This window comes from Caldifarcimen microaerophilum, from assembly GCF_055387105.1.
Genome location: NZ_AP038914.1, coordinates 1,062,143 through 1,087,380, shown reverse-complemented (window position 1 = coordinate 1,087,380; position 25,238 = coordinate 1,062,143). Strand labels below are relative to the sequence as shown.

The 25,238-nt window shown below is 58.6% G+C and carries 24 protein-coding genes; 11 read left to right on the top strand and 13 right to left on the bottom strand.

Features of this window, described 5'->3' with window-relative positions; genetic code table 11:
• Entirely contained in the window at window positions 1-1,299 is a 1,299-nt protein-coding gene (locus tag AC6HU3_RS05105) for a thymidine phosphorylase (protein ID WP_497536216.1), read from the bottom strand.
• 112 nt (window positions 1,300-1,411) lie between these two features.
• Window positions 1,412-1,624 carry a cold-shock protein gene (locus AC6HU3_RS05100; RefSeq protein WP_497536215.1) on the bottom strand — a complete coding sequence of 71 codons (213 nt, stop codon included), beginning with the start codon at window positions 1,622-1,624 and terminating at the stop codon, window positions 1,412-1,414.
• A gap of 229 nt (window positions 1,625-1,853) precedes the next feature.
• Here AC6HU3_RS05100 and rpmB point away from each other — a divergent pair, with 229 nt between their 5' ends.
• Both rpmB and AC6HU3_RS05090 read left to right on the top strand, forming a co-directional pair.
• A complete protein-coding gene (gene rpmB, locus AC6HU3_RS05095) occupies window positions 1,854-2,036 on the top strand; it encodes a 50S ribosomal protein L28 (protein ID WP_497536214.1) in 183 nt (60 codons plus the stop codon).
• 77 nt (window positions 2,037-2,113) lie between these two features.
• Entirely contained in the window at window positions 2,114-3,598 is a 1,485-nt protein-coding gene (locus AC6HU3_RS05090) for a hypothetical protein (RefSeq protein ID WP_497536213.1), read from the top strand.
• Here AC6HU3_RS05090 and AC6HU3_RS05085 read toward each other — a convergent pair.
• The 10 genes from AC6HU3_RS05085 to AC6HU3_RS05040 form a co-directional block, all read right to left on the bottom strand.
• On the bottom strand, window positions 3,519-4,514 hold the full coding sequence (locus AC6HU3_RS05085) for an ABC transporter ATP-binding protein (protein ID WP_497536211.1): 996 nt from the start codon (window positions 4,512-4,514) through the stop codon (window positions 3,519-3,521). The two genes, AC6HU3_RS05090 and AC6HU3_RS05085, sit on opposite strands and share 80 nt — an antisense overlap.
• Window position 4,515: 1 nt before the next feature.
• The gene (locus tag AC6HU3_RS05080; RefSeq protein ID WP_497536210.1) at window positions 4,516-5,364 is read right to left on the bottom strand and encodes an NAD+ synthase; all 849 of its coding nucleotides are present in this window, start codon (window positions 5,362-5,364) and stop codon (window positions 4,516-4,518) included.
• Window positions 5,357-6,202, bottom strand: coding sequence for a carbon-nitrogen hydrolase family protein (locus tag AC6HU3_RS05075; RefSeq protein WP_497536209.1), 846 nt, complete (start codon window positions 6,200-6,202; stop codon window positions 5,357-5,359). The genes AC6HU3_RS05080 and AC6HU3_RS05075 overlap by 8 nt, the downstream gene beginning before the upstream one ends.
• A 273-nt stretch (window positions 6,203-6,475) precedes the next feature.
• Window positions 6,476-8,422, bottom strand: coding sequence for a TonB-dependent receptor (locus AC6HU3_RS05070; protein WP_497536208.1), 1,947 nt, complete (start codon window positions 8,420-8,422; stop codon window positions 6,476-6,478).
• Between the two features lies 1 nt (window position 8,423).
• Entirely contained in the window at window positions 8,424-10,517 is a 2,094-nt protein-coding gene (locus AC6HU3_RS05065; RefSeq protein ID WP_497536207.1) for a tetratricopeptide repeat protein, read from the bottom strand.
• Between the two features lie 31 nt (window positions 10,518-10,548).
• Window positions 10,549-11,493, bottom strand: a complete 945-nt coding sequence (locus tag AC6HU3_RS05060) for a hypothetical protein (RefSeq protein ID WP_497536206.1) — start codon at window positions 11,491-11,493, stop codon at window positions 10,549-10,551.
• On the bottom strand, window positions 11,490-12,338 hold the full coding sequence (locus AC6HU3_RS05055; RefSeq protein WP_497536205.1) for a class I SAM-dependent methyltransferase: 849 nt from the start codon (window positions 12,336-12,338) through the stop codon (window positions 11,490-11,492). The genes AC6HU3_RS05060 and AC6HU3_RS05055 overlap by 4 nt, the downstream gene beginning before the upstream one ends.
• Window positions 12,319-13,245 carry a SagB family peptide dehydrogenase gene (locus tag AC6HU3_RS05050; protein WP_497536204.1) on the bottom strand — a complete coding sequence of 309 codons (927 nt, stop codon included), beginning with the start codon at window positions 13,243-13,245 and terminating at the stop codon, window positions 12,319-12,321. The genes AC6HU3_RS05055 and AC6HU3_RS05050 overlap by 20 nt, the downstream gene beginning before the upstream one ends.
• Before the next feature lie 36 nt (window positions 13,246-13,281).
• Window positions 13,282-14,622 (bottom strand): YcaO-like family protein, encoded by a 1,341-nt coding sequence (locus AC6HU3_RS05045; RefSeq protein ID WP_497536203.1) that lies wholly within the window; start codon window positions 14,620-14,622, stop codon window positions 13,282-13,284.
• Window positions 14,585-15,520: a hypothetical protein gene (locus tag AC6HU3_RS05040; RefSeq protein ID WP_497536202.1), complete on the bottom strand. Its 936-nt coding sequence runs from the start codon at window positions 15,518-15,520 to the stop codon at window positions 14,585-14,587. Before AC6HU3_RS05040 ends, AC6HU3_RS05045 begins: the two co-directional genes overlap by 38 nt.
• A 469-nt stretch (window positions 15,521-15,989) precedes the next feature.
• Between AC6HU3_RS05040 and AC6HU3_RS05035 the strand changes: the two genes are divergently transcribed.
• Genes AC6HU3_RS05035 through AC6HU3_RS05005 form a run of 7 tightly spaced genes read left to right on the top strand, consistent with a single transcriptional unit; the run spans window position 15,990 to window position 22,389 of the window.
• The gene (locus AC6HU3_RS05035) at window positions 15,990-17,909 is read left to right on the top strand and encodes a M1 family metallopeptidase (protein ID WP_497536291.1); all 1,920 of its coding nucleotides are present in this window, start codon (window positions 15,990-15,992) and stop codon (window positions 17,907-17,909) included.
• Window positions 17,906-18,298 carry a hypothetical protein gene (locus tag AC6HU3_RS05030; RefSeq protein WP_497536201.1) on the top strand — a complete coding sequence of 131 codons (393 nt, stop codon included), beginning with the start codon at window positions 17,906-17,908 and terminating at the stop codon, window positions 18,296-18,298. The genes AC6HU3_RS05035 and AC6HU3_RS05030 overlap by 4 nt, the downstream gene beginning before the upstream one ends.
• A gap of 51 nt (window positions 18,299-18,349) precedes the next feature.
• The gene (locus AC6HU3_RS05025; RefSeq protein ID WP_497536200.1) at window positions 18,350-19,498 is read left to right on the top strand and encodes a glycosyltransferase family 4 protein; all 1,149 of its coding nucleotides are present in this window, start codon (window positions 18,350-18,352) and stop codon (window positions 19,496-19,498) included.
• A complete protein-coding gene (locus AC6HU3_RS05020) occupies window positions 19,479-19,949 on the top strand; it encodes an NYN domain-containing protein (RefSeq protein WP_497536199.1) in 471 nt (156 codons plus the stop codon). Before AC6HU3_RS05025 ends, AC6HU3_RS05020 begins: the two co-directional genes overlap by 20 nt.
• A 2-nt stretch (window positions 19,950-19,951) precedes the next feature.
• The gene (icd, locus tag AC6HU3_RS05015) at window positions 19,952-21,190 is read left to right on the top strand and encodes an isocitrate dehydrogenase (NADP(+)) (RefSeq protein WP_497536198.1); all 1,239 of its coding nucleotides are present in this window, start codon (window positions 19,952-19,954) and stop codon (window positions 21,188-21,190) included.
• 59 nt (window positions 21,191-21,249) lie between these two features.
• Window positions 21,250-21,864, top strand: a complete 615-nt coding sequence (locus AC6HU3_RS05010) for a proline and serine-rich protein 1 family protein (RefSeq protein WP_497536197.1) — start codon at window positions 21,250-21,252, stop codon at window positions 21,862-21,864.
• A gap of 3 nt (window positions 21,865-21,867) precedes the next feature.
• On the top strand, window positions 21,868-22,389 hold the full coding sequence (locus AC6HU3_RS05005) for a hypothetical protein (RefSeq protein ID WP_497536196.1): 522 nt from the start codon (window positions 21,868-21,870) through the stop codon (window positions 22,387-22,389).
• 35 nt (window positions 22,390-22,424) lie between these two features.
• Here the strand turns inward: AC6HU3_RS05005 and AC6HU3_RS05000 are convergent, their stop codons facing one another.
• Window positions 22,425-23,537 carry a baeRF10 domain-containing protein gene (locus tag AC6HU3_RS05000; protein ID WP_497536194.1) on the bottom strand — a complete coding sequence of 371 codons (1,113 nt, stop codon included), beginning with the start codon at window positions 23,535-23,537 and terminating at the stop codon, window positions 22,425-22,427.
• A 166-nt stretch (window positions 23,538-23,703) separates the two neighbouring features.
• Between AC6HU3_RS05000 and AC6HU3_RS04995 the strand changes: the two genes are divergently transcribed.
• Together AC6HU3_RS04995 and AC6HU3_RS04990 are read left to right on the top strand one after the other, a co-directional pair.
• Window positions 23,704-24,885, top strand: coding sequence for a M28 family metallopeptidase (locus tag AC6HU3_RS04995; protein WP_497536193.1), 1,182 nt, complete (start codon window positions 23,704-23,706; stop codon window positions 24,883-24,885).
• Between the two features lie 15 nt (window positions 24,886-24,900).
• A complete protein-coding gene (locus AC6HU3_RS04990; RefSeq protein WP_497536192.1) occupies window positions 24,901-25,227 on the top strand; it encodes a hypothetical protein in 327 nt (108 codons plus the stop codon).
• Window positions 25,228-25,238 lie beyond the last annotated feature (11 nt).

The following is a 25,238-nucleotide window of genomic DNA, read 5'->3' as shown; positions in this document are numbered from 1 at the left end:
TTATTCGATCACATCCAGAACAAGAGGCCGATGGGCAGGTGAAGTGTCGCCAAACCGGTAGGCTTCTTCCAGGAGTTTCCGCGCGCTCGCCAGCCGATCCGGGTCGTTGGCCCGGATTTCCACAAGGACGTCTCCCCTGCGCACGGCGTCCCCCGTTTTCCTGTGGACCACCAGGCCCACCTTTGGATCCACTGTGTCTTCGGCTTTGGCCCGGCCGGCCCCCAGCACCGTGGCGGCAAGCCCTACCTTCCTTGTGTCCATCCCCACCACGAAGCCGTCCGCCGGACTGGTGAACGCCTCCACATACCGCACGGCCGTGAAGTCTTCCCGTCGGATGGCATCAGGATCGCCTCCCTGGGCCCGGACCATGGCGTTCCACTTCTCCAGGGCTTTTCCTGAATCCAGGTGCTCCTTCGCCCGGTTCCGCCCTTCGTCCACGTCGCCCATCCCCACCATGGCATAGAGGTGGGCGGCGAGTTCCACCACCAGCGCCCGCACGTCCTCCGGTCCACCTCCTTCAAGGACCTCCACGCTTTCCACCACCTCCAGGGCGTTCCCCACCATCTTGCCAAGGGGGCGGTCCATGTCGGTGAGGAGGGCCCGGACCTTCACGCCCATACCCTTGCCGATTTCCACCATGGTGCGTGCCAGGGCGCGGGCATCGTCTTCCTTGGCCATGAAGGCTCCGCTTCCCGTTTTCACATCCAGGATCAGGGCGTCCAGCCCCTCCGCGAGTTTTTTGGACATGATGCTGGAGGCGATGAGGGGGATGCTTTCCACGGTGGCGGTCACGTCCCGGAGGGCATAGAGCTTGCGGTCCGCCGGAACCAGGGCTTCCGTCTGGCCAACGATCACCGCCCCCACCTCCCGGAGGATGGGCTGCATCGCTTCCGGAGCGAGCCGGGTGTTGAACCCGGGGATGGATTCGAGTTTGTCCAGGGTGCCGCCGGTGTGGCCGAGAGCCCGCCCGCTGATCATGGGAACGTACATCCCCAGACTGGCCAGGAGGGGGGCAAGGGGAAGGGAGATTTTGTCGCCCACGCCCCCGGTGGAGTGTTTGTCCACGATAGGACCGGGGAGATCAAACCGGAGGACCTCGCCTGATTCCATCATCCACCGGGTGAGGTGGGTGGTTTCCTCGAAGTTCATGCCCTGGAAGAACACGGCCATGAGCCAGGCGGCGGTCTGATAATCGGGAACGGTGCCCTTCACCACGCCGTCCACGAAGAACCGGATCTCCTCAGCCGAAAGTTTCTCTCCGTCCCGCTTTTTCCGGATGATGTCCACAGCCCGAAGCATGATGCCCTCCTGTTTTTGCATGAGTATACCCGGAAGGACAGGGTGTATCAAGGATGGAAACAAAAAGGGGCGGCCGAAGGCCGCCCCTCCTGTGTCGTTGTGAAGCGCTGCCTCACCCGATCACACGGACTTCCTGGGCCTTGGGACCCCGGGGGGTGTTCTCCACCCGGAACTCCACCTGCTGACCCTCTTCCAGGGTCTTGTATCCATACTGGTCCACGATGTCGGAGAAGTGCACGAACACCTCTCCCTGGCCGTCGTCACGGGCAATGAAGCCGTAGCCTTTCCGCCCGTTGAACCATTTCACGCGTCCTCTGTACATCATCCTGCTATCCTCCAGCCCCCTTCCGGGGCTCCCCGGCCTCAGCCGGGTCCATCTTACTCCTCTCCGTGGGGAGAGTACGTCCTGTGTCTCGTGAAATCCTCGAGGTTTTCCAGAGACGAACCAAGCATACACCCCAGGGCCCACGTTGTCAACCCCAGCTCCCCTCGTTGAAAATTCAGCATCCATCCCATATCCTTCAGGCCAGCATCCAGAACCCCGGAGGGAAGCGATGGCGAAATGTGCCCTTTGTGGAAAGCACTCCATTGCGGGACGGTCCATCAGCCACTCCCACAAGGTGAACAAGCGCTGGTTCAAGGCCAACCTCCACAAGGTGCGCGCCCGGATCAACGGAAAAGTGGCCCGGGTGTATGTGTGCACCAAGTGCCTCCGCCGCGTGGAGAAAGTGGTCTGATCCCGTGAGGCGGTCCGCCGTATCCCGCACACACCCCGCAAAACCCTGACGAGGTGGGTGTGCGGGGGGTTCTCCATTTGCCCCGGTTCCTCCAGCTTTTCCTGATTTCCGGCCTCTGGCTTCTCAACGCCCGTCTTCTCACCCTGACCGGCGGGGATGGGTGGTGGCTTGCCTGCTATGCCCGGAAATGGCTCCAGACCGGGAGAATTCCCCGGGAGGTGCTGGGTTCCTTTGCCCTTTCGGGATACACCTTCCACCATCCGGACTGGCTGTATGGCCTGTGGACTTTTCTCTGGCTCTCCCTGGGGGGAGCCCGTTTGTGGGTGTGGATGGATGCCCTGGTGGCCGGCGGACTGGCCGCGCTGGCTCTCTGGCGCCTCTTTGTCCGGGAAGGTCTGCATCCCTGGGTGCGGGCGGTCCTGATCGGCTGGGTGGGCGCCCTTTCCTGGGCTGGACAGACCCAGCGGGGACAGATCTGGGCTATCGCCCTGTTTTTCTGGCTTCTCGTCTGGCTCCGGGATGCCCTGGATGAGAAGACGCCGCCCCGATCCACCCTCTGGCGCCTCCCCCTGATCATCTTCCTCTGGGCGGGGTTTCAGGGAGGATTCTTCCTCCCCCTGGGGATGATCACCCTTGCGCTGATGCTGCGGCCTTCCCGTGTGCTTGCCGGCGCCCTCGGGCTGTCTTTCGTGGCCACCCTTCTCCATCCCTATGCACCCCAGAACTGGGTGGACCACGTCCTGATTTTGCGCCATCCTCCCACCTTTATCTGGGAGTGGCAGAGCCTGCCGGCCGTTGTTCAAAATCTTTCGCACACCTACGGTGAGCCGTTGCTGCTGGTGGCACTGGTGGCGAGCCTGCCCTTTGTGCTTTCCCTCGCTCCCCTCGTCATCCCGGCGCCCCTCACCCGGTGGGATCTGTTTCTCTCTCTCCTGGTTGTGGGGTTCGGAATCGGGGGAATTCGTCATGTCCGGCAGGTGGTCTGGGCCCTGAATGCGGCGGCTGCGCTGGCGGGGCACCGTCTTGCCCGAAGAGGATTCCGGATTCCCCGGTTCCTGGTGGTGATTCATCTCGTTCTCGCCCTGGTGGGATGGGGTGTGCACCTCCCCGCCCTCCTCCGGACAGGCTACACCGGGATGGAAGAAACAGAAACGTTTTTGTGGACGCTCCAATCCCTTCCTCCCGGTCGGGTGTTTGCCACCCTCAAGGTGGCCAACACCCTGTGCTGGCTGAACCCCCGGCTTTCTCAGTGGATGTATGGAACCTTCCAGTTCGGGATTGCCCGAAACGATCACGAATGGGAAGAAATCACCCAAAAGGTGATCCGGCCTTTCCAGGAGATCCCGCAGGGAGGATCCCGCGCCCTGGCCTTTCTTGCGCATCACCGGGTGGACTATGCCCTCCTTCACAGGGCACGGGACAGGGGACTGGTGGAGACGCTCCGGCAGGGAGGGTGTGAGGAGGCAATGCGGGGGAGGGCGTTCAGCCTGTTTGCACTTCGTGATTGCCTGTGGCAAACACCCGGCGAATCACCTCCTCAAGCGGAGGATCCTGCACCGTAAAGTCCCGAACCGGAAAGGCCCGGAGCAGGGCCTCCACCGCCCGGGTGAGGTTCTCCCTGCGCACCAGAATCCGGCCCCGCACCCCCTCCCAGGACTCCACTTCCCCGATCCCGTTCACCTCGGAGGCTTCCACAGGATTTTCGAGCTCAACGAAAATTTCCCGGTAGGGAGAAAACCTTTCCCGGAGGGAGGCAAGGGCACCGTCATAGATCAGTTTTCCGTGATGGATCACCATCACCCGGGGACAGAGGGCAGCGATGTCCGCCATATAGTGACTGGTCAGGAGAAGGGTGGCCCCGAACCGGGTGTTGTATTCCCTCAGGAACTCCCGCACGGCCACCTGCGCCGTCACGTCCAGACCCAGGGTGGGTTCGTCCAGAAACAGCACCCGGGGACTGTGGAGCAGCGCCGCCAGAAGTTCCGCCTTCATGCGCTCGCCCAGAGAAAGTTTGCGCACCGGTGTGCGAAGGAGATGGAGGATGTCCAGCATCTCGCCCAGCGTGCGCACCCGTTCGCGAAAGGTGTCTTCCGGGATTTCATACACCGCGGCGTTCACCCGCAGGCTGTCCAGCACGGGGAGATCCCAGAGGAGCTGCTGTTTCTGACCCATGACCAGGGTGATGGTCCGCAGAAAGTCCGGTTCACGACGGAAGGGAACGAACCCCGCCACCCGAACCTCCCCGGATGTGGGATGGATCAGGCCGGACAGCATTTTGAGGGTGGTGGTTTTCCCCGCACCGTTGGGCCCGAGAAACCCCACAACCTCACCTTCCTCAATGGAAAAACTCACATCCACCACCGCCCGCACATCCCGATGGCGCCGGTGGATGAGATAGCGGAGGGTTCCCCGGAATCCGGGGTCTTTTTCGGGGACGCGGTAAATTTTGGTGAGGTGGCGGGCCTCAACCAGGGGCATGTCAGAAGCGTTCCACCGGGTAGCGCCAGTCCTTGTCCAGGCACATCCGGGAGATCCGGGTGATGGTGGGGATTTTTCGCTTGTGCTCGGACGTCCGGACACGGTGAAAGATGTCCCGGACAGCTTCTTTCGGAAGGTTCAGAAGGGTCGCGGCTTCCCGGATGGAAAGTTCCAGGTCCACCAGGGCATAGAGCACCCGGTCGATTTGCTCATACGTGTAACCCAGCTCCGCCTCGTCCGTCTGCCCCTTCCACAGTCCCGCGGTGGGGGCTTTCCGGACGATGTCGGTGGGGATGCCCACGAATTCCGCAAGCTGCCACACCTGGGTTTTGTAGAGGTCTCCGATGGGATAGATGTCCGCCGCCATATCCCCGTATTTGGTGCCGTAGCCGAGGAGGAGTTCGGTCTTGTTGGAGGTGCCCACCACCAGGCGGGCGTCCAGGTTGGCAAAGAAATAATTGAGAATCATCCGGATGCGGGGTTTCACGTTGGCCAGGGCCATCCGGAAGGCCCCTTCCTCCGGCGAACCTGGAAGGAACTGGGCAAACCATTCTACGGCGTCGTTGATGGGGATTTCCCGGTGGGGCACCCCCAGGAGACGGACGAGTTCCCGGGCGTCCTGGAGGTCCCGGTCGGGCGTTACCCCCATCTCGGGCATGAGAAGGGCCAGAACCCGGTCCGGACCCAGGGCTTCGGCTGAAAGTTTCAGAACCAGGGAAGAGTCAATGCCCCCCGAAAGGGCGACCACCGCCCCCTGAAGGCCCACCTTCTCCACCCGGTTCCGGATGGAGGCGGTGATCACCTCCCGGACTTCCCGGAGTTCTCGCTCGGTGAGGTGGAGGTCAATCACGGGGTTTTCCCGAAAATTCCCGGTAGGCCCGGACAAAATCGTCCACCAGGGCGGAGGTGATCTCCCGCAGGCGGATGTCCCGGCGCCGCAGGAGGCGGCTTTCCTCAAGGTCCACCGTGACCACCTCCAGGTGGGGTTTCAGAAAAGGTCCCTGAAAGAGTCGGTCGCCCCGGGCAGAAAAGGCCATCGAACCTCCCCAATAGGCCACGCCGTCCTGGATGCCGGCCATGTTCACGAACACCACGGGAAGCTGGTTGTCCAGCACCCGGACCCGGAGAAAGTCTTCCCAGACCTCGGGTTTTCCCCGATCATAGGGGGAGGCGGAGGGAACCACCAGGAGATCGGCGCCCCGGAAGGCCAGGATTCGTGCGGGTTCGCTGAACCAGGCGTCCTCGCAGATCAGGAAGCCCACCCGACCGAAGGGGGTGGAGAAAACCTCAAAGCGCCGTCCCCGCCGGAAATAGCGTTTTTCGTCAAACAGGCGATAGTTCACGAGCTGGACTTTCCGGTGGATGCCGTGGATCGCTCCCTTTCCGATCAGGGCCACGGCGTTATACAGAAAGCCGTGATCATCCCGTTCCACGAAGCCCACGGCGATCCAGGCGTGCCGGGAGCGGGAGGTTTCCCGGATGACCTCCAGGGCCTCCAGGTTTTGCTGGACCTTGTCAAAATAAATGTCGCCTGCCCCGAACCCCAGGAGGGCCAGTTCCGGGGTGACCACCAGATCCGCCCCCGCGGCGTCGGCCTGTTCATAGGCTTCCAGGATGGACTGGAGATTGCCCTGAATGTGGCCGAGGGGGGCTTCGAGCTGGGCAAGGCCCACGCGCACCGTTCGCATGGCAAGAGTATACGAATTCAAAAACGGTCTGTCAAAAAGGAGGACCGTGAATAGTCATTTCAGGGTACCTTACGGCACTGCCCGAAAGCAGGCAAAGGCTAAAAATGGGCTATGATACCGTGAGGTTGGTCAGAAAATCATCAATGAACTGCACCCTCCGAGATGTTAAGGTTCGGAGACGTGCCTACGGAGAAAAGCGTTCAGCCTTCAGGGAAAAACGTCCCAAGAAGGCGGTGTTGATGAGATTCACGGGAAACAGGGCTCCACAGCGCGTCACCACCTCCAGGCGATCCCCGCCACCCATAGCCTCCGAATCATCACCACAGGAACTTCTTCTCCGTTTTCCACCACCACATCGGTGACGTTCGGATGGTCCAGCAGGTTATACACTTCGAGAAAGAGATATCCTCGTCCCTCTCCCCACATAAGACCCCTTCCCAGCTGCAAATCCACTCGTCGATACCAGGGCATGCGTTTCCAGTTCCCCTCTGCGTCCTGATAGGGCCTTCCTTCAGCCAGATGAATCTTCACCCCCCATCGAAACCAGTTCCCAAGCATACCGTGCGCCACATAAATCACCCTCCACGGAACTTCTTCGGGCAAAGGTTGCCCTTTCTGTTTCCCCTGCATCCAGGAGAATCGGAGCTCACCTCCAGGAACCGGGAAGCCCCCTTCCATCCCCGTGACATCCCGATGATCGGAAAACCATCTTTGGTACAGAGTCAGGTGAACGTTATCTTTTCTCACCCCGCTCTCCACAAGCCATCCGTGAACCCATGCGTCTTCTCGCCACTGCGCCTGACGCCCTGCACTCACCAGAACCGACCAGGATCCAAGAGGTTTTTGAAGGAACAACCGCGGACTGATTTGCGTGTTTTTCCAAGGAGTATGCGTTCGCCGCTCAATCCTGACCCCCACGCTTCCCCGAAGGTCCTGATCCGCCCCCGCAAGGTTCAGCGCAGCAAATCCTGCGACCAGTGTATCTTCACGGGCGTCCGACCAGGATGTTGAATCCTCTGAGGAGCGTGCCGCCCCGAAAAAGCGCTTGCTGACCCTGAATCCCTCTCCTCCCAGGGTCCAGAAAAGCCGTTCATTCATCCATTGCATCATGTCTCCTCGAATCTGAAACGTGCGCTGACGTTCATGGAGATCAATTCTCTGCTCGGGTGTACGGTATACCAGCGTGTCCTGACGCAGCGTTCCTCCCACAACGATACGATACCGGGTCCGAATCGAAGGGCTCCAGACAAGACGCAATCCCGCAAGGCCCTGAAGTTCGTGATTGCCAAAGTTTCTCTCTCCCTTCAGTCTTCCTTCGGATAAAGCGTAGTTTCCGTGGGCGATGGCGGACCATTCCAACCTGCCCCCTTTCCCGAGAACCCACGTTGCGGAATAGGAGGAAGGATACACGGAGTAGCGGACGGGATCTCCGTTAAGTTTTGCCATCAGCCGGTAGGACATCACATGACCCCAGAAATTTCCGAGAGGGGACGAGAAGGAAAAGTTTCCTCCCCCTGTACTCAGCGTGAGGGAAGGTGCAAGGGGCCGGGTTTCCAATCCCATGGTCACGCCTCCTGCGAGGTGGAACCCCATGGAAGGCGGCATGATACCGGGATAGGCTTCCAGTTTTCTCACGGCTTCGACCGGGATGGAGAAAAAGAGTCCACCGGTCGAGAGGCTGAAGATATAGGGGCGGGGATAGAGAATTCCGTTGATTTCGACCAGGGTTTCATCGGTGCGCCCTCCGCGAATGGCCAGGGCGGCAATGTCTGGATTCCCTGCAAACGGCGTATAGGCTTTCAGGGCCTGAAGAGGGTCTGCAGCTGAGCCCGGTGTGGTGTACACGTCAATCGGTTGGGCTTCCACTTCCACCCGGCTTTCTTCTGATGAGAGCTGGTAGGAGGCATAACTCGTTACGGTTCCCGTTTGGACCACGTCGAGGGAGAGGGTAACTTCCAGAGGAGGGGTCTGAGGGGTCACGCGGAGTGTTTCTGCACGGTATCCAACATAGCTGATCCGCAGATCAACGGAACCCAGCGAGTCCGGAACATCCAGAAAAAACCGGCCGTTTTCGTCGGAAGCGGTCCCCCGTCGCAGCCCCACGATCTCAACCGAAGCCCAGGGGAGAGGTTTTCCATCAGAATCCTGGATCACCCCGTGAATTTCCCAGGCGCGAAGGCAAGAGACGAGGGCAAGGAGAATCAACGTTCTTGCCTTCATTTCAGTCTTCCAGGATCTGTTCGTAAAAGAGGCGCCACAGATATCCCGATTCGGGGTGACGCGCAAGCCCCTCGCGGAGCACGTCTTGTGCGGCTTCTCTCTGTCCAGTCTTCCTGTAGGCCTGAGAAAGGAATGCATAGGCATCGTCCTCTCCCCAGCAGTACAACGGTTCCTCGCAGCCAGACATTTGTTCAAGGGCACTGTGAAAATATTCCACCGCCTTTTCCGGGTCTCCTCCAAACATGGTGGGGGTGAACAGTTTGGAAACCCCCAGAACCAGGAAGGCGCGGGGATTCTGACTCTGCTCCAGCTTCTTTGCAAGCCGGTTCATTTCCCCTCCTTTTCGGATCGCTTCCCATGTGGACAGGGAGGAAAGCCACCCCAGGAGAGAATACCGCAGGACTTTCATTTCCATGTTGAAAGACGCTTCAGTCCACTTCAAGGCCTTACGGATCCAGGATATTCGTTCATTCTTTGGAAGGAGAGGAAGCATTCTCCAGATGGCGTACACCCCTGCATAGCGTAGTTCCTCCGACGGGGAAGGTACATTTTCAACCAGTTTCACAAGAGTTTTGAGATGGTGGAGACCTTCTGGACCCAGGTTTCTGACCTGGTCGGTTTTCTCGCGGAGAACCCGGGCCAGAAGAGAAAAGTTCGGCTCATTCACCCGAACTTGCTGGACACAGAATGATGCGTGTTGAGCCGGTTGAGTGGGAACGATTTCGATGGCCCACAGGTTGCGTGCCCATGGTCCTTTCAAGGGGAAATACAGGGTGGTATCTTGGGCTTCAGGGACAAGAAGGGAATCCTTCCGGGGCGTTGCAGCGCTGTGGAGGTAGATGCGATAAGGCTGAGTTGTTGTCACCCCTTGAAAGATCAAGGTATCCCGGAAGCGAAGATCCAGACCGCTGTCTGCTGGACCGACGGTGAGGACCGCTCCGGCACCCCACAGGGTGGAAGGAGTCAGGCCCGTGTCGATCACGCAGGAATCCCGGATAAATCCCCGTTTCCACTGGGACGAAAAGGCGTGATGCTGAGGGAATCCCCAGGGATTGAGGCTGTCCTGAAGGTTTCGGATGAGAAGGGAAGGTTTACCGTAAGAGAAGACACCGGAGGGGAGGGAATCGACGTGCCAGATCAGATAGGAAGGATATACAAGAGACGGGGATGGATGGGTTCGAAGGACACCGACGCTGGAACAGACCAGGCTATCGGGGAGTTCGAAGGGGTTCTGGTCATAGAGGACCACGCCCATGAGGTGTTCAGGCCAGACGCGTTTCAGCGCTTCCCAATCGCCCAGAACTTTTCGCCATTCTTGAAAGGTCATCCATCCCGCAAGGCCGGGCCAGCGTCCGGGGAATCCGGTATAACTTCCAAACTTCGCAGGCGTGTGTTTCAGGGCTTCGTAAGGGGGAGTTTCCATCCTGACGGACTGCCAGGGTTCGGATGAGAGAAAACTGTAGGGGTTCTGGAGCGAAGCACGGTAGATCCAGGGGATCGGGTCAGAGGGAGGCAAGCCTCGAAGATCCCGGGGCACCCAGAATCGGAAGGGTGTGTTCTGAGGTGGGGAGGGGGTGAACGCCAGATCCACCGTATCCTGGACCACCCCGTCGGTCCACAAAGCCGAAGGGTGCTTGAGGGAAGGGGAGGAATCGGCGTAAACCCAGAGGTAACCCTGGAAGAATGAACCGGGCGTTCCGGCACCGGGTGGGGCTTTTTGAAAGAAAATGAAAGGGTTCCATTGTTCCAGACCGTACGGGGTGAGGGAAAGGGCGTCATGGGTTCGTGGCCAGACCCATACGAGGGTTTCGGCAGCCACAAACCCGCAACGCAGAAGGGCGAGAGCCGCCTGTCTTCGGGCCAGCGGCGAAAATTCCTGCTCCCAGGCGTTTCCTCCTGGACTTCCCTGAAAGAAGACCGCATGGTCGAGGATCAGGGGAAGCGCGTAGAGGTGAGGGGGACGTTGGGGATGAACAGGTGTAACCTGGACGTCTGTGCTGTCAACCTCAAGCCGAACCGGAACCCATGCATTCGTTGAAGTATCGGGAAAATACACGGGTTCCAGCGCAAGCGCAACAAGGGCGATCCCGAGCATCCTCTTCCCTCCCTTTTCTTTGCTTCTCTTGTCAATGCAGTTGGAACCTTTTGGGATTTCGTAGATGGCGGAAGAAATGACGGAAGAAGTGGTAGAGGAAAACGCCGATGAAGATCGTGGCTATCCAGATCCCCATCGATGGAACGAACAGGACCATGGTGGTGGCCACGCCCCCCCAGAAGATAGCACGGACCCACCGTAATCGGTTGAAGATGCGTTCAGGAAGTCCTGAGAACTTCAGGGCCCATCCTGCATCGGTTTGGGGTGCAGGAAGGGCATTGGAGACGACAGAGAACAGGTGGGACAGCAGAGCGACGGCGAAAAGTGGATCGGAGGAGAAGAGGAGTAAAATGAGAAGAACGCTCCCGGTGATGAGATCGGTGAGGATGCCCACGATGAAGGCGGTACGTACCTGAGAAGCATGGAGCCAGTGGGTTAAGGACATACGGGTTCGCAGATTCAGAAAGGGAGGCCAGAGGGAAAAGCGAAAACGAATCGGGGGGACAACGCCCGTATAGCCGAACAGTGTCACCGCGTGGGCGATCTCGTGGAGAAGATTGAACACGAAAGAGAGAAGAAACCCACCCGCAAGGTCCCGAAATTCCCAGAAACGGGGAGATCGGTAGGTCAAAAGTGCAAACCCGGTTGCCCCGATCCACAACCACGTAAGGAACAGGATACCCCACACCAGGCCTGAAGGGATGCCCAGTCCCTTCCGTAAAGAACACGTCCTGGGAGGAGGAAGCGGACGGTGAGAGGCGGGGTCTGAAGATACCGAAAGCCATCCCACAGACACCAGTTGCCCCACCACAGGTTTCTCTTCTTCCCCAACCTCCCGGGAACTCACGGGCAGTCTCTGAAGAAAATCCCATGCCTCCGGATCGAGTTCAACCACCACGCCATCTCGCCCTTCAACAAGAAACCGCTCTCCCTCTTTCCACACCCGAACATTCTGACGAAGGACAATCCATTTCATGCCGTGTAGTAGGCAAAATGAATAAAATGGCGGGTGACCGTGCGTGGCCCGTCTTCCCGGATCATTTCCAGGATTTTATCCGGGGAGATGTTATGTTGGAGTTTCCAGAAGGGATACTGAAATTGCAGAATCGATGTGACTTCGTGAGGGGACAATTCCGTGCGCATAAGGTAAGATATTTCCTGGCAAATCCATAAACGTGGATTTTGGAGCGTTGAGAAAAAACCTGGGGGTTTTGGATTCCATGGGCTGAAAAGTGTAGAAAGCGCATGAGAGGTCATCCAAACACGAAGAATTTCTTTCATGTCCTTCCAGATTTCCTGGAACTCCATGGATCCCATGGCTGAACCCACGACAAGTCCACGGGGGCGGATCCGTTCAAAAGATCGATGGATGACGTCGCAGGCCTCTTCGTTCGTCAACCAGTGGAGCATGTAGAATGAGAACACCCAGTCGAACACATGATTTGTATCGTGAACGGCCCGATCAATCTGACGCCATGTTGATTCGTCCCGTACGTCGGCTTTCAGAGGAACAAAGTGGATTTTGGAAGATTGCCGAAACCTTCGTGCCGCCGCTTCCAGCATGTGTTCACTGAAATCCACCCCCACAACAAAAAGGTGTTTATCTGGAAACATTTCGTGCAGAACGTCAATGACCAGCCCGGTGCCTGTACCCAGATCCAGAATGGTCCATGAATCTTCTACCATCACGTCTTCTGGAGGCTGAATGGATTGCAAAGTATCTCGTATGGACTTTCTTAATCCCTCGAACTGACGCTTCCAGAAACCCTCCAGTGCTTTGCCGTACATGGATGCTGCGAAGTCATACAATCTCTCCAGCATCTCCACGCTCCATTTCCTGTTCGTTACCAGCTGGTGTACCCAGTCCCAGGGGGTAGATCACCCTCATGGGAACGGGTTCTCCGATCCAGTCGTGAAGAAGTCTTAGCAGAGCGCGATCGTAAAATCCACCCGCAGGAAGGACAGACAGGCCAAGGGCTGTGGATACAATCGCTATGTTCTGTGCAAGATGCCCTGACTCCTGAAGGATGAAGCGATAGGCCCGCTCGCCATATTTCAGGGTTTGGCGCATGGGAACAGCAGAGACCAGGATGACAGCAGCCCAGGGGAAATCCTTAGGCAATCCAGGAATGAGAGAAAGAAGGGTTTTTATGTGATGGGGTTTCATATATTCGGAAACGCGTGTTAATGTGTTTCGAACAGGCATATAGTGATAGAGTGCGGGATGAAGACCTTCCACCCGCATCGGCACCAGGAAAATCTCCAAAGGATACAATGCACCTGCTGAAGGGATAGGACGAAGCAGACGTTCCACTTTGATCGGCTGACCCTTTTCCCCTTCAAGGTGAATCTCTTCTTTTCCCGTAACACCATACGAATAAAACAGTATAGTGCCAAGGCTCTTCATCGATATAGCCCGATCTTTCAGCCCCTTGTGAGGCGATCTTCGGCGAGTAATCGCAGATAAAACGTTCGCGTTCCGCAGGTCTTCTTCTGTATGATATTCCAGTACGATTTCTTCTCCTCGAAAGGACCAGAAGGGGTGGAAGAACCGTAGTTTGAAATACGGATTCGAAAGGGCGGCAATATGAAATCCAAGAATTTTTCCGCGTTCAGGAGTTAAAGAAGAGTTTTCCATAAACATTTCTCCCACGCGGGGATCTGCATCTTCAGGAAGCCCTTCGTCCAGAAGGTTAACCCATTCATGTAGCGACAGGTTTCTCCTCATCTCAACCCTCCCTTCGCGACGTGGACTTAATCTCGTTTACGGAGAAGGATGAGGTAAAGGATTGAGTTCGCGTTCAGACAATAGTCCCATTTTTTCGGGAACTTCCCATAAGCGCCTGACCCCCAGATACCTTAATGTATGTGCGCCTTCAAGGGGCATAAACTCAGGGACAACAACTTTCACCGCCCATCCGATCCGTTTGATATCTTGTGGGGTAAGTTCCACCCACAGAGGAGATATATCGAGTTCTTGGGCAACGTTCAAAAGCGAATGTAACGCTTCTCGGTCATCCGACGCGTGGATGGAGGCGATTTCTCTTTCGTGCACTTCTCCTCCCTTGGATAGCCATTTGTCCAGGTGCGCAACGTGTTGATCTGTGTTCTGTATCCAGTATTTCACATGATCGTCAAAGTTATGAATATGTTCTGGAAGGATGATGGAGGAGAAAAGATCTGGATTCTGCACGGCCACGTAACGATAAAAGGGACCTGTCTGTGCGATCTCCAGAAACGCCTTGGATAACGCTTCTCTGAGCGTCATACGCGCAGAGGCCCCCATTAAGAGAACCTTTTTCCGCCGATTGATGAAAGGGAAATAGTAATCGGTCAGAACCAAAACGACTACAATGGGAATCCTGTGATCCATCGTGATGTATTTGACCCATATTCGGTCCGCTTTTTGATAAATCTCCTCCGCACGAGGGAAAATCCGTAATACATCCGTTTCAGAGATCGAAGGGGCGTGAACTTTTCGATGCCACCATATAGAAAATGCGTCCCGCTCAAAGTTCTCCAGTAGACCTGTGAGAAGTGCCTTTTCGAGAGATACATGAAATGCCGCCCCTGTGGATATCGCGTAATACACATGGGCTTCATCAGAGGCTTTTCGGTAGGGAATGTATACCGTTTGAGCAGGTATCCATGCAGGACGAGCACGAAACAAATCCCATCCCAGCGTCCACCGGATGAAAGTATCTTCTTGAAAAGGCTGGAATGGGGAGTTTTTCAGTCTGAACTCTTCTATTTGTTCTTCCGAAAATTGAGGCCATCGAGAGGGATGAGGAGGCCGCTCTCGGTCGGGAAGCTCCTTCCAGGTTGCGGAAACAAGGTACTTATATGGACAATACGACAAAGCATATCGTTCAAGGGCTTCTCCCAGGGTTGCACCAAGGGCCTGCTCTTTTGTCCATCCCGCGCCACCGTTGCGTTGATTGCAATTTTGTCCCCACAACACCTCAGTGTTGGCCATGTGCGCCCCATAATTAAAGACCACCACATCCTCCGGCATGACTTTCCCCACATACAGGTTCCGGACGATACCCGTATTCAATCCCACCACATCAGTAAGCGTAAATGCTGTAGAGCCTGCGCTTTTCATTCCAGAACCCCTCCTTATCCTCCGTTTCATACCCGCATACCGGACAGTGGGGCACCTGAAGGACCGATTCACCCCGGGTTTCCAGGGAAATTCGATCCACGAAAAGAACCCGTCCTGTAAGCTGAAGTCTGTCTAAACCACATGCCCATAGGATCCAGGAAGGAAGAAACATATCAAGAATCCCCTGGATTCCCCACGGGTTGCTGGAAGGAAGGGAATGGAGAAACGTCTCCATCAATGAACCCATAGATGAGTGAGAGAGGTAGCGTCGGAAGAAACAATACCAGCACGGTTCATCCCGTTTGATCACAGGCCCCATGACCCAGTGCGTTCCCCCGTCAAACCAGGTCACAGGCATGAGTTGCTTTTCGTTTTTTATTGCACTCTGCACCACCTCCACGAGGAATGATCCCATGGGTGCAAGGACAATCATGGGCAGTTTGGATCCTTCGATTTTAGACAAAAGAGCATCGGTCCGATCCCATGATACCCATTCCACGATCGACGGCATGGATTTCGTAAAAGACCACCCATGAGGAACGGCTACTTCGAGAAGTCTTCCATGAAGATGAATTTGACGTTCGATCCTTTCAACGACCTCCGAAGGCTGTTGCGCCCACAAAAGAACAAATTCCACTTCGTTTCGGATTTTCTCCCAGATGTCACCGGCATGATAGACCAGACCCTGTTTTTCAAAAGATTCCAGCCAGTTTACCTCTTCCTGGCGAGATGTTACTATACTACCTCCTGACAACAGCGTTTCCAGCAGGTTCACAACTTCTCGCTGCGTTTTCTCAGAGTCGAAAGATATCTCAAAAGCGTGCAGAGGGACACGCGCGAGCACGACTCGCCCCTTTTCAACAATAATGCGCAACCCTGGAACTCCACACCATTTCATTCGATCACCTCCCTTGCAGCAAGGCCCGGGATGAGTAGCACCACCCACCCGGGCCTTGTCACTTCCTCCGACTACGAAATAAACGTGCAGCAGTTACAGTTGCAGTTGCAACAGCAGCATGCGCGCACGTCCGTGAGGATCAAGACCGTGGCAAAGGCCACACCCGTCGGCGCTTCCCGGCGCTCCAGGATCCGCACTTTCATGATGCGACCTCCTGTTAGGTTGTTTAGACCCATTCATCGGCTGGCGTCAATTATAAAAGGGGGGGGGGGGTAAATTGTCAAGCCCCCGCATGGTCTCATCTTTTCCTGCCCTTGTGGACAAGAGAAAGGCCGGGAAGTGAGCGATTATCCTCGCCCTTCGTGCTTCCTTGCCCGAAACATCCTTCGGATTTTGCCGTCCCCACGTTGTCCCGTCCCCCGGGGGCCTGTATACTTTGACAGTTCCTTGGAAAGACCGGAGGTTGAGCATGCTGGGTTTTGCCCTTTTGCTGGTGGGGATTCCTGCCCCCCACAAACTCGCGAAACTCGGGATGGCGTTTCCCCTTCACCTGGAAGCCCGGACCCGGATTCTGGGGGAAGCCCTGCAAACACCTCAAAACCGCGGGTTTGATGTCCAGAGTTACACGGCTACCGTCCAGGTGGACCCTTCTCTCCAGCAGATCCAGGTCCACAACCGCATCCGGATCCAGCGTTTGTTTGCCGATTCGGCCTATCTCATGCTCGTCATGAATTACACGATTGACTCGTTCCGGGTGAACGGCGTGGATGCCTCCTTTACCCGTCGGAACGACACCCTGTTTTTCGCCCTGTCCGGTGCGCTGGAGGACACGGTGGATATCTGGTATCGGGGAGCACCGCCGCCTCCTTCCTGGCTGGGGGGTGGCATGTATTTTGAAGGCAACCCGGTCCACACCGTGTTCACGGACGATGAGCCCTATGGGCTGAGAAAATGGCTTGCCGGTCTGGACGCACCGGACGACAAGGTCCTTCTTCAGCTCACTGTCGAGGTACCTTCTGGCTGGAAGGCGGGGGCCAACGGCTTCCTGGTGTCTGCCGACACCACCAACCCCACCACGTGGTCCTACACCTGGCAGAGCCAGTATCCCATTGCCAGTTACCTCATCCATTTCGCGGCCTCAAACGACTTTGTTATCCTCACAGACACTGCCGTCATTGACACGGGCAACGGCTCCCTGGCCCTCCCCATCTGGAATTACGTCTACACTTCCGAACAGTCACGGGCGTCCTCCGAATTCGTCCACCTCCCCGACATGCTCCAGTATCTCTCCGACGTGTTTGGACTCTATCCCTTCCACGAGGAGAAATACGGCCACACCTGCGTTCTTTCCGGGTGGGCGATGGAGAACCAGACCATGACCGCCTATCTGGCAAGCCTTTCCTCCACGCCGGGGGCGCGGGACTGGATCATCGCCCACGAACTGGGGCACCAGTGGTGGGGGGACTGGGTGACCCTGGGAGATTTCGATCACATCTGGCTCAACGAGGGCTTTGCCACCTACACCGAAGCCCTCTACATCGGCCACCGGGACAGCCTCTCCAACGCCGGTGCCTATGATGACTACGTGGCGGATGAAATGAGCTATTACCTGAACCAGTGCCAGTCCCGCTGGGGTGATCCCATTCTCCCGCCGGCTTATCTGTTTTCCTCGTGCAACACCTACACGAAGGGCGGTCTGGTCCTCCACATGCTCCGCGGGGTGGTGGGGGATTCGGCCTTTTTCGCAGGTCTCCGGCTCTATGGGCAGACCTTCGCCTTTGGAAACGCCCTCACGGACGATTTCCGGCAGGTGATGGAGAGCGTGTATGGCGCGCCCCTGGACTGGTTTTTCAATGAATGGATCACGAGTCCCGGTTTTCCCCATTACCGCTGGGGATGGAACCAGAGCGGGGGCGATCTCTTCATCACCATTCGCCAGATCCAGGATTCCACGGTGGCCTCCACGGCCCCCTTTTTCCGAATGCCCATCCGGTTCCGGGTGGTGTTCTCCGACAACACTGACACCACCTTCGTTCTGTGGAACGACGCGGTGCGGGAGCAGACCTTCAGCGTTCCTGTTGTGAAAACGGTGAGCCAGGTGATCCTGGACGACGGGAACTGGATTCTGAACCGGGAAACCCTGGATCCTTCCGTGGCGGTGGAGGAAGCCGGCCCGGCGGGAGTATCCCTCCGTCCGGTGGAGGTCTCCCGGCTCCGGCTTGTGCTTTCGGTTCCCGTGCAAAAGGTTCGCGCCCTGGATGCCACAGGTCGCCGGGTTCCCCTCCGGGTTCTCCCGGCAGCCGGGCGCACCGAGGTCCGCTGGCGGGTCCGTCCGGGGGTGTATCTTCTCCGGGTGGACGGGAGAAACCTGCGGGTGGTGGTGCCGTGAGCTTCGGGGTGTTTCTGGGGTTCTGGCCCGTGATCTCGTCCGCGCTCTCCCTCACCGGGGGCGCCTCCCTTGCCCTGGAGGCCGGTCGTCCTCCCCTGGCCCTGAACGTGCGGATGGTGCAGTATCAGGGGGTGGAGGGGTCCAGTCTGCGCCTCTCCCGGATGGACGGCGTGGTGGGGGGGCGGTGGCGGTTTCTGGAGGGCGGGGTGGGGCTTTCCTGGCTTCGCCTTTCCTTTTCCGGGGCGGCGTCGGACGGGGTGTATCCCGTCTTCACAGGGGGTGTCCGGTTCGGGGAAACCGTTCAGACGCGGCTTGGGGGAAGCACGCTGGTTGCCGGTCGCCTTCTGTGGTCCCTGGGCGTGGAGGTGGGGTTCCCCCTGCGACCTTAGCGAATTCACCGTTTTGAAGGTCTTGTCCGCAGCCTGTACCATAAACACACCATGTCTCTCCGCATCCTCCTGGGCAGCGACTATTTCCCGCCCATGCCCAGCGGGATCGGAGAGCATGTGGCGTACCTTGCCGAATATCTCCGGGCCCGGGGCCACGACGTGGACGTGGTCACCGCAGGCACCCGGGAACCCCATGCTGATCCCCCCTATGTGATCCGGATCGGGCGGACCATTCCGGTGCCCATCAATCAGTCCATCGGCCGGATCACCCTGGCCCCCCGGCTTCTGGCCCGTTTGAAAAAGGTGCTGGACGCCAAACCCTATGACATTCTTCACCTTCATCCCCCCCTGTCGCCGTCCATTCCCCTGGCCCTCCTTCACCTTTCGGAGACCGTGAACATCGGGACCTTCCATGCCGCCCACCGCAACCTGTTTCTGTATGACGTGTTTCAGAACGTGCTGGAGCGGTATGCCCGGAAACTCCACGGCCGGATTGCGGTGTCCCGGGTGGCCGCCGAGAGCGTGTCACGGTATTTTCCCGGGGAATACACCATCATTCCCAACGGGGTGGACATCCGGCGGTTCCGTTCTGACCTTCCTCCCATCCCCTGGATGGCTCAGAGCCCGGCCTTTCATGTGCTGTTCGTGGGGCGGTTTGAACCCCGGAAAGGGCTTCTGTATCTGTTGCGCGCGGTGTATCTCCTGCGGGATCGGATCCCCTCCCTCCGGCTTGTGGTGGTGGGAGACGGACCGCTGCGGGCCTTCTATCACCGGGAGGTGGCCCGTCTTGGCATCGGCAACCGGGTGGTGTTCGTGGGCCGGGTGTCCCGGGATCAACTCCCCCGCTATTACGTGAGCGCGGATGTGTTTGTCTCCCCTGCCACCGGTGCCGAAAGTTTCGGCATTGTCCTCCTGGAAGCCCAGGCGTGCGGAACCCCGGTGGTGGCCAGCCACATTCCCGGCTATGCCCAGGTGATCCGCGATGGCGAAAACGGGATCCTTGTCCCGCCCCGTTCCCCCCGCCACCTGGCCCGGGCCCTCCTGGAACTTTATGAACACCCTGATCTTGCCCATCGTCTGCGGGAGGTGGGGTTCCGGGTGGTGCGCACCCGCTATGCCTGGGATGTGGTGGCCAAAGCCGTGGAAAACTTTTACAGGGAAACCCTGAGGAAGACCCGGGATGCGGTTCCTGCTGGTTGACGGATACAACGTGATCTTCGGGAGTGAACTCCGGGAACTTCCCATGGAGAAAGCCCGGGAATCCCTGGTGATTTTTGCCCGGGTGTGGCATCCGAACCGGGTGCTGGTGGTGTTTGACGGACGGAAGGATGTGCCCTTCCCGCCGGCGTTCTCAGGGGCGGTGTTTGCCCGGGAATCCACGGCGGATGAGTGGATCATCCGGTATATCCGGAACCATCCGGGGCATGCGTATGTCGTGGTCACAGGAGATCGGCCCCTGGCCGATCGGGCCCGCGCCCTGGGGGCCGAGATCATGTCCCCCCGGGTGTTTCTCCAGGGACCGCCCCGCCAGCGGAAAAAAGCCCGGCGATTCCGATCCGCGCAGGATCCGGGCGTTCCCCTTTCCCCGGACGAACGCAGGCGCCTTGAAAACGAACTGCTTCAGGCATGGCTGGATGAACAAGGAGAATAGTCATGGCGGACAAGATTCGTGTGGAAAACGGCAGGCTGGTGGTGCCCGATGAGGTGATCATCCCCTACATCGAAGGGGACGGAATCGGCGTGGACATCACGCCGGCCATGATCCGTGTGGTGGATGCGGCGGTGGAGAAAGCGTATGGCGGAAAGCGCCGCATCGAGTGGAAGGAAGTGCTCGCCGGTGAAAAGGCCTTTCAGGCCACCGGGAACTATCTCCCCGAAGAGACCCTGGAGGCCTTCCGGGAATACATCGTGGGGATCAAGGGGCCCCTCACCACTCCGGTGGGCGGGGGAATCCGGAGCCTCAACGTGACCATCCGGCAGCGTCTGGATCTCTATTCCTGCGTCCGTCCTGTGAAGTGGCTGGGAAGCCCTTCCCCTCTCAAAGATCCCTCTAAGGTCAACCTGGTGATCTTCCGGGAAAACACGGAAGACGTGTATGCCGGCGTGGAGTGGCCTTCCGGAAGTGAGGAGGCCCGCAAGGTCATCCGGTTTCTCCACGAGGAACTGGGGATTTCGGAGAACGTGGTTGTTCCCTCGGCGGGCATCGGGATCAAGCCGATTTCTCCGGAGCGCACCAAACGCCACGTCCGCAAGGCCCTCCGCTGGGCGTTTGAGCACGGTTACAACCGGGTCACCCTCATGCACAAGGGCAACATCATGAAGTTCACAGAGGGCGCCTTCCGGAACTGGGGCTATGAGGTGGCGAAGGAAGAGGAGTTCGCGGGACGGGTGATCACGGAAGACGAGCTGTGGGAGCGCTACAACGGCGAGATCCCCGAGGGGAAGGTGCTCCTCAACGACCGGATCGCGGACAACATGTTCCAGCAGCTCCTTACCCGCACCGGGGAATACCAGATCATCGTCACGCCCAACCTGAACGGGGACTATATCTCCGACGAAGGGGCGGCCCTGGTGGGCGGTCTGGGGATGGCTCCGGGGGCCAACATCGGGGATTATGTGGCCGTGTTTGAAGCCACCCACGGCACCGCTCCCAAATATGCCGGGCAGGACAAGGTGAACCCCTCCTCCCTCATCCTTTCGGCGGTGATGATGCTCCAGTATATGGGCTGGAACGAGGCGGCCACCCTCATCGAGGAGGGCATCCGGAAGACCCTGAGCAAACACATGGGAACCTATGACCTGGTGCGGGGCTGGAAGGCGGAAGGGGTCACCGACGCGGTGGAGCTCAAGTGCAGCGAATACGCCCAGGCCATCATTGACCACATGGGCTGAGGAGATGGGGCGCCCCGTTCGGGGCGCCCCGGTCCTGAAAAAACGCAGGAGGTGGGGACATGCTGTGGCTCGCCTTTCTTCTCTCCCTGAGTGGACCCACGATCCGGGTGACCACGCCAGAAGGGGAGGTGACCCTCACCTTTGAGGACGTGGAGGTTCCGGAGAACGAGAACGAGGCGGAGATCGCCCCGGAGGTGGTGCTCCGTGCCATGGATCGTCGTCTCCAGGCACTGGAACACATGGTCCGTTATATGTCGGCGCCCCGGCGACCCCGGGCGAGACAACTTCTCCGGGAACTCCGGGCCATGGTGGCTCTGCTGGAAGAGAATATCTCGTCGGGTACGGTGGTGATCCGGATTGAGGAACCGGAAGAGGAGGCCCCTCCGGCTCCCCGGCCACTTTCCGAGCCGGAACTCGAGGGGTTGATCGCCACCCTGAAGAAGGAGTCTTTCTCGGACGATCGGCTCCGGGTGCTCCGGACGGTGGCCGCCCGTTCCTATTTCACCGTGGACCAGGTCCTCCAGATCCTCCCCGTGTTCTCCTTTGAAGACGACCGGCTGGAGGCGGTGCGCATCCTGTGGCCCCGGGTGCTGGACAAGGATCAGGGACACCGCATCTACGAAGCCTTCACCTTTCCGGATTCCAAAGAAGAACTGGAAACCATCCTGAGGTGAGCCATGATCCCGCTGGGCATGCTCCTTCTCGCCGCACAGATTCCGATGGAGGAGCCGGATCCGGTGCCCTATCTGGTGGCCTGTCCGGTGGTGCTGTGCACCCTGGGTGGGGCGGCCACGGGGCTGGTGGGCTATGCCTATGCCCACGCCAACTTTTCTCCCACACAGGACGAACCCTACAACTTCATCCGGCACATGGCCACGGTCACAGTCATGGCCACGGCGGCCTCCTTCGGAGCGTCCCTGGTGGCCTATCCCTTCGGGAAACTCATGGATCTTCCCGCCCGGGTGACCTATCCCTCCGTGCTGGCCGGGAGTTTTGTGGGCGGGTTTTTCGGAACCCTCCTGATCCCCCCGTCCATGCTCACCCGGGGAGAAGGGAAGTTTCTGGCGCTCCTCTCATCCTCTTTCTTCGCATCGGTGGGGGCATCGGTCACCTATGCCTGGCCCTATCTCCGGGAGGCCTTTCAGCCTGACACCCCCACCCCTACCCTCGCCCTTCACCTGGTGGTTCCCATGCCCTGAAAAGAAAAAGGGGCGGGCCTTCGCCCGCCCCGGCTTCATCCTTCCACGAACCGCAGGAGTCCTCCCACGTATCCCACGTCCTTCAGGCGTTCGCCGTCCAGGACGTGCTCCACGTTCACACCCTGGACCCAGGCCTCTTCCACAAGGTCGTCCACCACGTCGGGCACCTTCACCGTGGTCGTTCCACACACCGGGCAGGTGGACTCAGAGAGCCCGAGGAAACCGCAGGAGGGGCAGCGCACACCTTCCCGACGGAAGCCTTCCGCGAGGAGGACGGTCTGGAGCTGGTTGTGCATCAGGGCGTCCAGAACGGCCGGAAGTCCGGCCACCGCAGGCCCGCCCTCTTCCAGGGCTTTCCGGAACGTCTGCAGCATGGCCTCCTCTTCCCGCTTCTCCACCTCCCGCTCCACCTTCCGTGCCCGATCCAGAATCACCGCGATGTCATCGGTGGGATCCGCCTCAAACGTCCCCGCCACTTTGTTCCGGAGGGAAAAGGGGAGGTAGAGTTCAAAGCGTCCCCGGTGGGCACGGGGCTCCCCGATGATGAGGAGATCGTAGGGTTTCCGGAACATCAGGTCCGCCACGTATTCGGCCACGGACCTGTAGTGCTCGGCCACCGCGTAGTCATAATGGCGCTGACGACGGGGAGGCGGGGATTTCACCCGCTCATAGGGCCGGATGCCCTGAAGTTTTTCCGCATCGGTGATCACACCCAGGAACATCTCATAGAAGCGGGCCTTTTTGGGGTCCACCACCACCACGAGATACCGCTTGTACTCATCCAGAAGCGTGGAAAGGGGACGCACATAAGGGGTGGTGTCCACCACGGCCATGTCCCGAACGGAATGGGGCAGGGGATAGACCTGGAAAAAGTTTCTCGGCGCCGAGGCGAAAAGGGCAAGCCCGCGAACCTCATAGGGTTCCCGGGACTTGAGCAGTCCCGGGAGGTCCTCATGGAGGAAGGTCCGGATCCGCTCGATTTCCTTTTCCACCCCCTTTCCGTCCAGGTTCACGAGCAGGGCATCCCCTCGCTTCACCGGATCTTCCCGGTAGGGCAGCGTGGAGAGATACACACTCACCACCGGGGTTTTCCCATCGCTCACGTTGTGAAGGTCCACCAGCATATCCCGTGTGATCATCCACCGCATGGTCCACCTCCTGGTTGATGTTGTAAGAAAATTTTATAGCATGAATGTCAGACTTTCAAATAAAGATGCGGGATGTCCGTTCGGGATGAGAGGTTTCGTTCCGGGACACATGCCCTTGACATGTCCTGGAACAGGCCGTACCTTTTAGACAAAAGGTGGTTGTGTAGTGAAATTCTGGATGCAGATGGTTCTTCTCCTTCTGGCGGGGAGAATTGTGGGAGCTCAGTCACTGTGTGACACCCTTCACCTTCCCCTGACCGCGGATTCGGTGATCGCTCCCCTCGTGGCTTCGGTGGATTCGGACAGCGTCCGGGCGGTGATCCAGCGCCTTCAGGAGTTCGGCACCCGTTATTACACCACCGACTCCCTTCAGGCTGCCCGTGGCTGGATTCTCTCTCAGTTTCAGCAAAGAGGGGCCGACACGGTCTTCGAACAGCCCTTCACCTACAACGGGTATCCCCAGGCCAACCTGATCGCCCGGAAAGCGGGTCTGTGCCCCGACAGCCTCCGGATCGTCATTGGCGCCCACTACGATGCCACGTCCTATCTCTCTCCTGAAATCACCGCACCGGGTGCGGACGACAACGGTTCCGGCGTGGCCCTCCTTCTTGAACTCCTCCGGATTCTCCGGGACGTTCCTCTGAAACGCACAGTGGAGTTTGTGGCCTTTGCGGCGGAAGAGCCGGGTCTGGTGGGTTCCGGCCACTATGCCCAGCAGGCCTCATCCGCAGGGGATGCCTTTCTCTTCTATCTCAACGCCGACATGATCGGGGGGGATGCAGATGACGTGAACGACACCATCATCGTGGAGGTGGACCAGGGGAACCAGCAGTCCGGAAACGATGCCCCTTCCCAGGCCCTGGGGGACAGCCTGGCCCAGGCCTATGCCCTCTACACGCCCCTGGGCGTGGAATTCGGTCCCATCTATGCCTCCGATTACATGCCCCTGGAGGCCGAAGGCTATGTCACCTTCGGCGTGTTTGAATACCACTGGAATTCCGCCTATCATTCCCCGAACGATGTGATGGACAGCATGGACGTGGGGTATGCCACGGAGGTGATCCGGGGGGTGGCGGCCCTGGTGGTGGCCATGGCGGGTGTGGATGTGGGTACGCCCGTGGGGGAACGATCCAGCGCCCTTCGCCCGCGCCTGATGCTCGCATCCCGGACCGTGGTGTTCCCCCGTCCGGCAACCGTTGTCCTTCTGGATGCCTCGGGACGAAGGCGGGATCACCGGGTGCGGGTGGAGCGACTCACCTTGCCGCCCCGTTTCCCGAAAGGATGGTATCTCCTTCGGTACCGGTATACGGGGGGAGAAATCGGAACCCTCCGGCTGTTTGTCCCCTGAACAGGGAGGAACGGTATGAACCCGCAGGAAATGGACATGCTGAGGCGTCAGGCCCAGGGTCTCTCGGAGGCCCAGAAACTGGCCCTGTATGAATCCAAAAAGAAAAACGAGTGGGTCGGCGTGATCCTGTCGTTTTTTGTTCCCGGCCTCGGGCAGATCGTCATGGGTGAGGTCGGCATGGGCGTCCTGATGCTTGTGCTCTACCTTGTGGGCTGGCTTCTTGCCCTGGTTCTCATCGGATTGCTCATCGTTCCTGTGATCTGGATCTGGAGCATGGTGGACGCCTATCAGAGAGCGCGGCGGTACAACGCCATGCTCTATTCCGTGATCTTTGAAACGTGATCCTTTCAGGA

Coding starts and splice junctions, on each gene's coding strand:
- AC6HU3_RS05010 (WP_497536197.1), top strand. CDS start 21,250: ATGCTGTGGCTCGCCTTTCTTCTCTCCCTGAGTGGACCCACGATCCGG.
- AC6HU3_RS05040 (WP_497536202.1), bottom strand. CDS start 15,520: ATGAAATGGTGTGGAGTTCCAGGGTTGCGCATTATTGTTGAAAAGGGG.
- AC6HU3_RS05050 (WP_497536204.1), bottom strand. CDS start 13,245: ATGAGGAGAAACCTGTCGCTACATGAATGGGTTAACCTTCTGGACGAA.
- AC6HU3_RS05045 (WP_497536203.1), bottom strand. CDS start 14,622: ATGAAAAGCGCAGGCTCTACAGCATTTACGCTTACTGATGTGGTGGGA.
- AC6HU3_RS05060 (WP_497536206.1), bottom strand. CDS start 11,493: ATGAAATGGATTGTCCTTCGTCAGAATGTTCGGGTGTGGAAAGAGGGA.
- AC6HU3_RS05075 (WP_497536209.1), bottom strand. CDS start 6,202: ATGCGAACGGTGCGCGTGGGCCTTGCCCAGCTCGAAGCCCCCCTCGGC.
- icd (WP_497536198.1), top strand. CDS start 19,952: ATGGCGGACAAGATTCGTGTGGAAAACGGCAGGCTGGTGGTGCCCGAT.
- AC6HU3_RS05000 (WP_497536194.1), bottom strand. CDS start 23,537: ATGCGGTGGATGATCACACGGGATATGCTGGTGGACCTTCACAACGTG.
- AC6HU3_RS05065 (WP_497536207.1), bottom strand. CDS start 10,517: ATGCTCGGGATCGCCCTTGTTGCGCTTGCGCTGGAACCCGTGTATTTT.
- rpmB (WP_497536214.1), top strand. CDS start 1,854: ATGGCGAAATGTGCCCTTTGTGGAAAGCACTCCATTGCGGGACGGTCC.
- AC6HU3_RS05070 (WP_497536208.1), bottom strand. CDS start 8,422: ATGAAGGCAAGAACGTTGATTCTCCTTGCCCTCGTCTCTTGCCTTCGC.
- AC6HU3_RS05025 (WP_497536200.1), top strand. CDS start 18,350: ATGTCTCTCCGCATCCTCCTGGGCAGCGACTATTTCCCGCCCATGCCC.
- AC6HU3_RS05005 (WP_497536196.1), top strand. CDS start 21,868: ATGATCCCGCTGGGCATGCTCCTTCTCGCCGCACAGATTCCGATGGAG.
- AC6HU3_RS04990 (WP_497536192.1), top strand. CDS start 24,901: ATGAACCCGCAGGAAATGGACATGCTGAGGCGTCAGGCCCAGGGTCTC.
- AC6HU3_RS05035 (WP_497536291.1), top strand. CDS start 15,990: ATGCTGGGTTTTGCCCTTTTGCTGGTGGGGATTCCTGCCCCCCACAAA.
- AC6HU3_RS05100 (WP_497536215.1), bottom strand. CDS start 1,624: ATGATGTACAGAGGACGCGTGAAATGGTTCAACGGGCGGAAAGGCTAC.
- AC6HU3_RS05055 (WP_497536205.1), bottom strand. CDS start 12,338: ATGCTGGAGAGATTGTATGACTTCGCAGCATCCATGTACGGCAAAGCA.
- AC6HU3_RS05085 (WP_497536211.1), bottom strand. CDS start 4,514: ATGCCCCTGGTTGAGGCCCGCCACCTCACCAAAATTTACCGCGTCCCC.
- AC6HU3_RS05105 (WP_497536216.1), bottom strand. CDS start 1,299: ATGCTTCGGGCTGTGGACATCATCCGGAAAAAGCGGGACGGAGAGAAA.
- AC6HU3_RS05020 (WP_497536199.1), top strand. CDS start 19,479: ATGCGGTTCCTGCTGGTTGACGGATACAACGTGATCTTCGGGAGTGAA.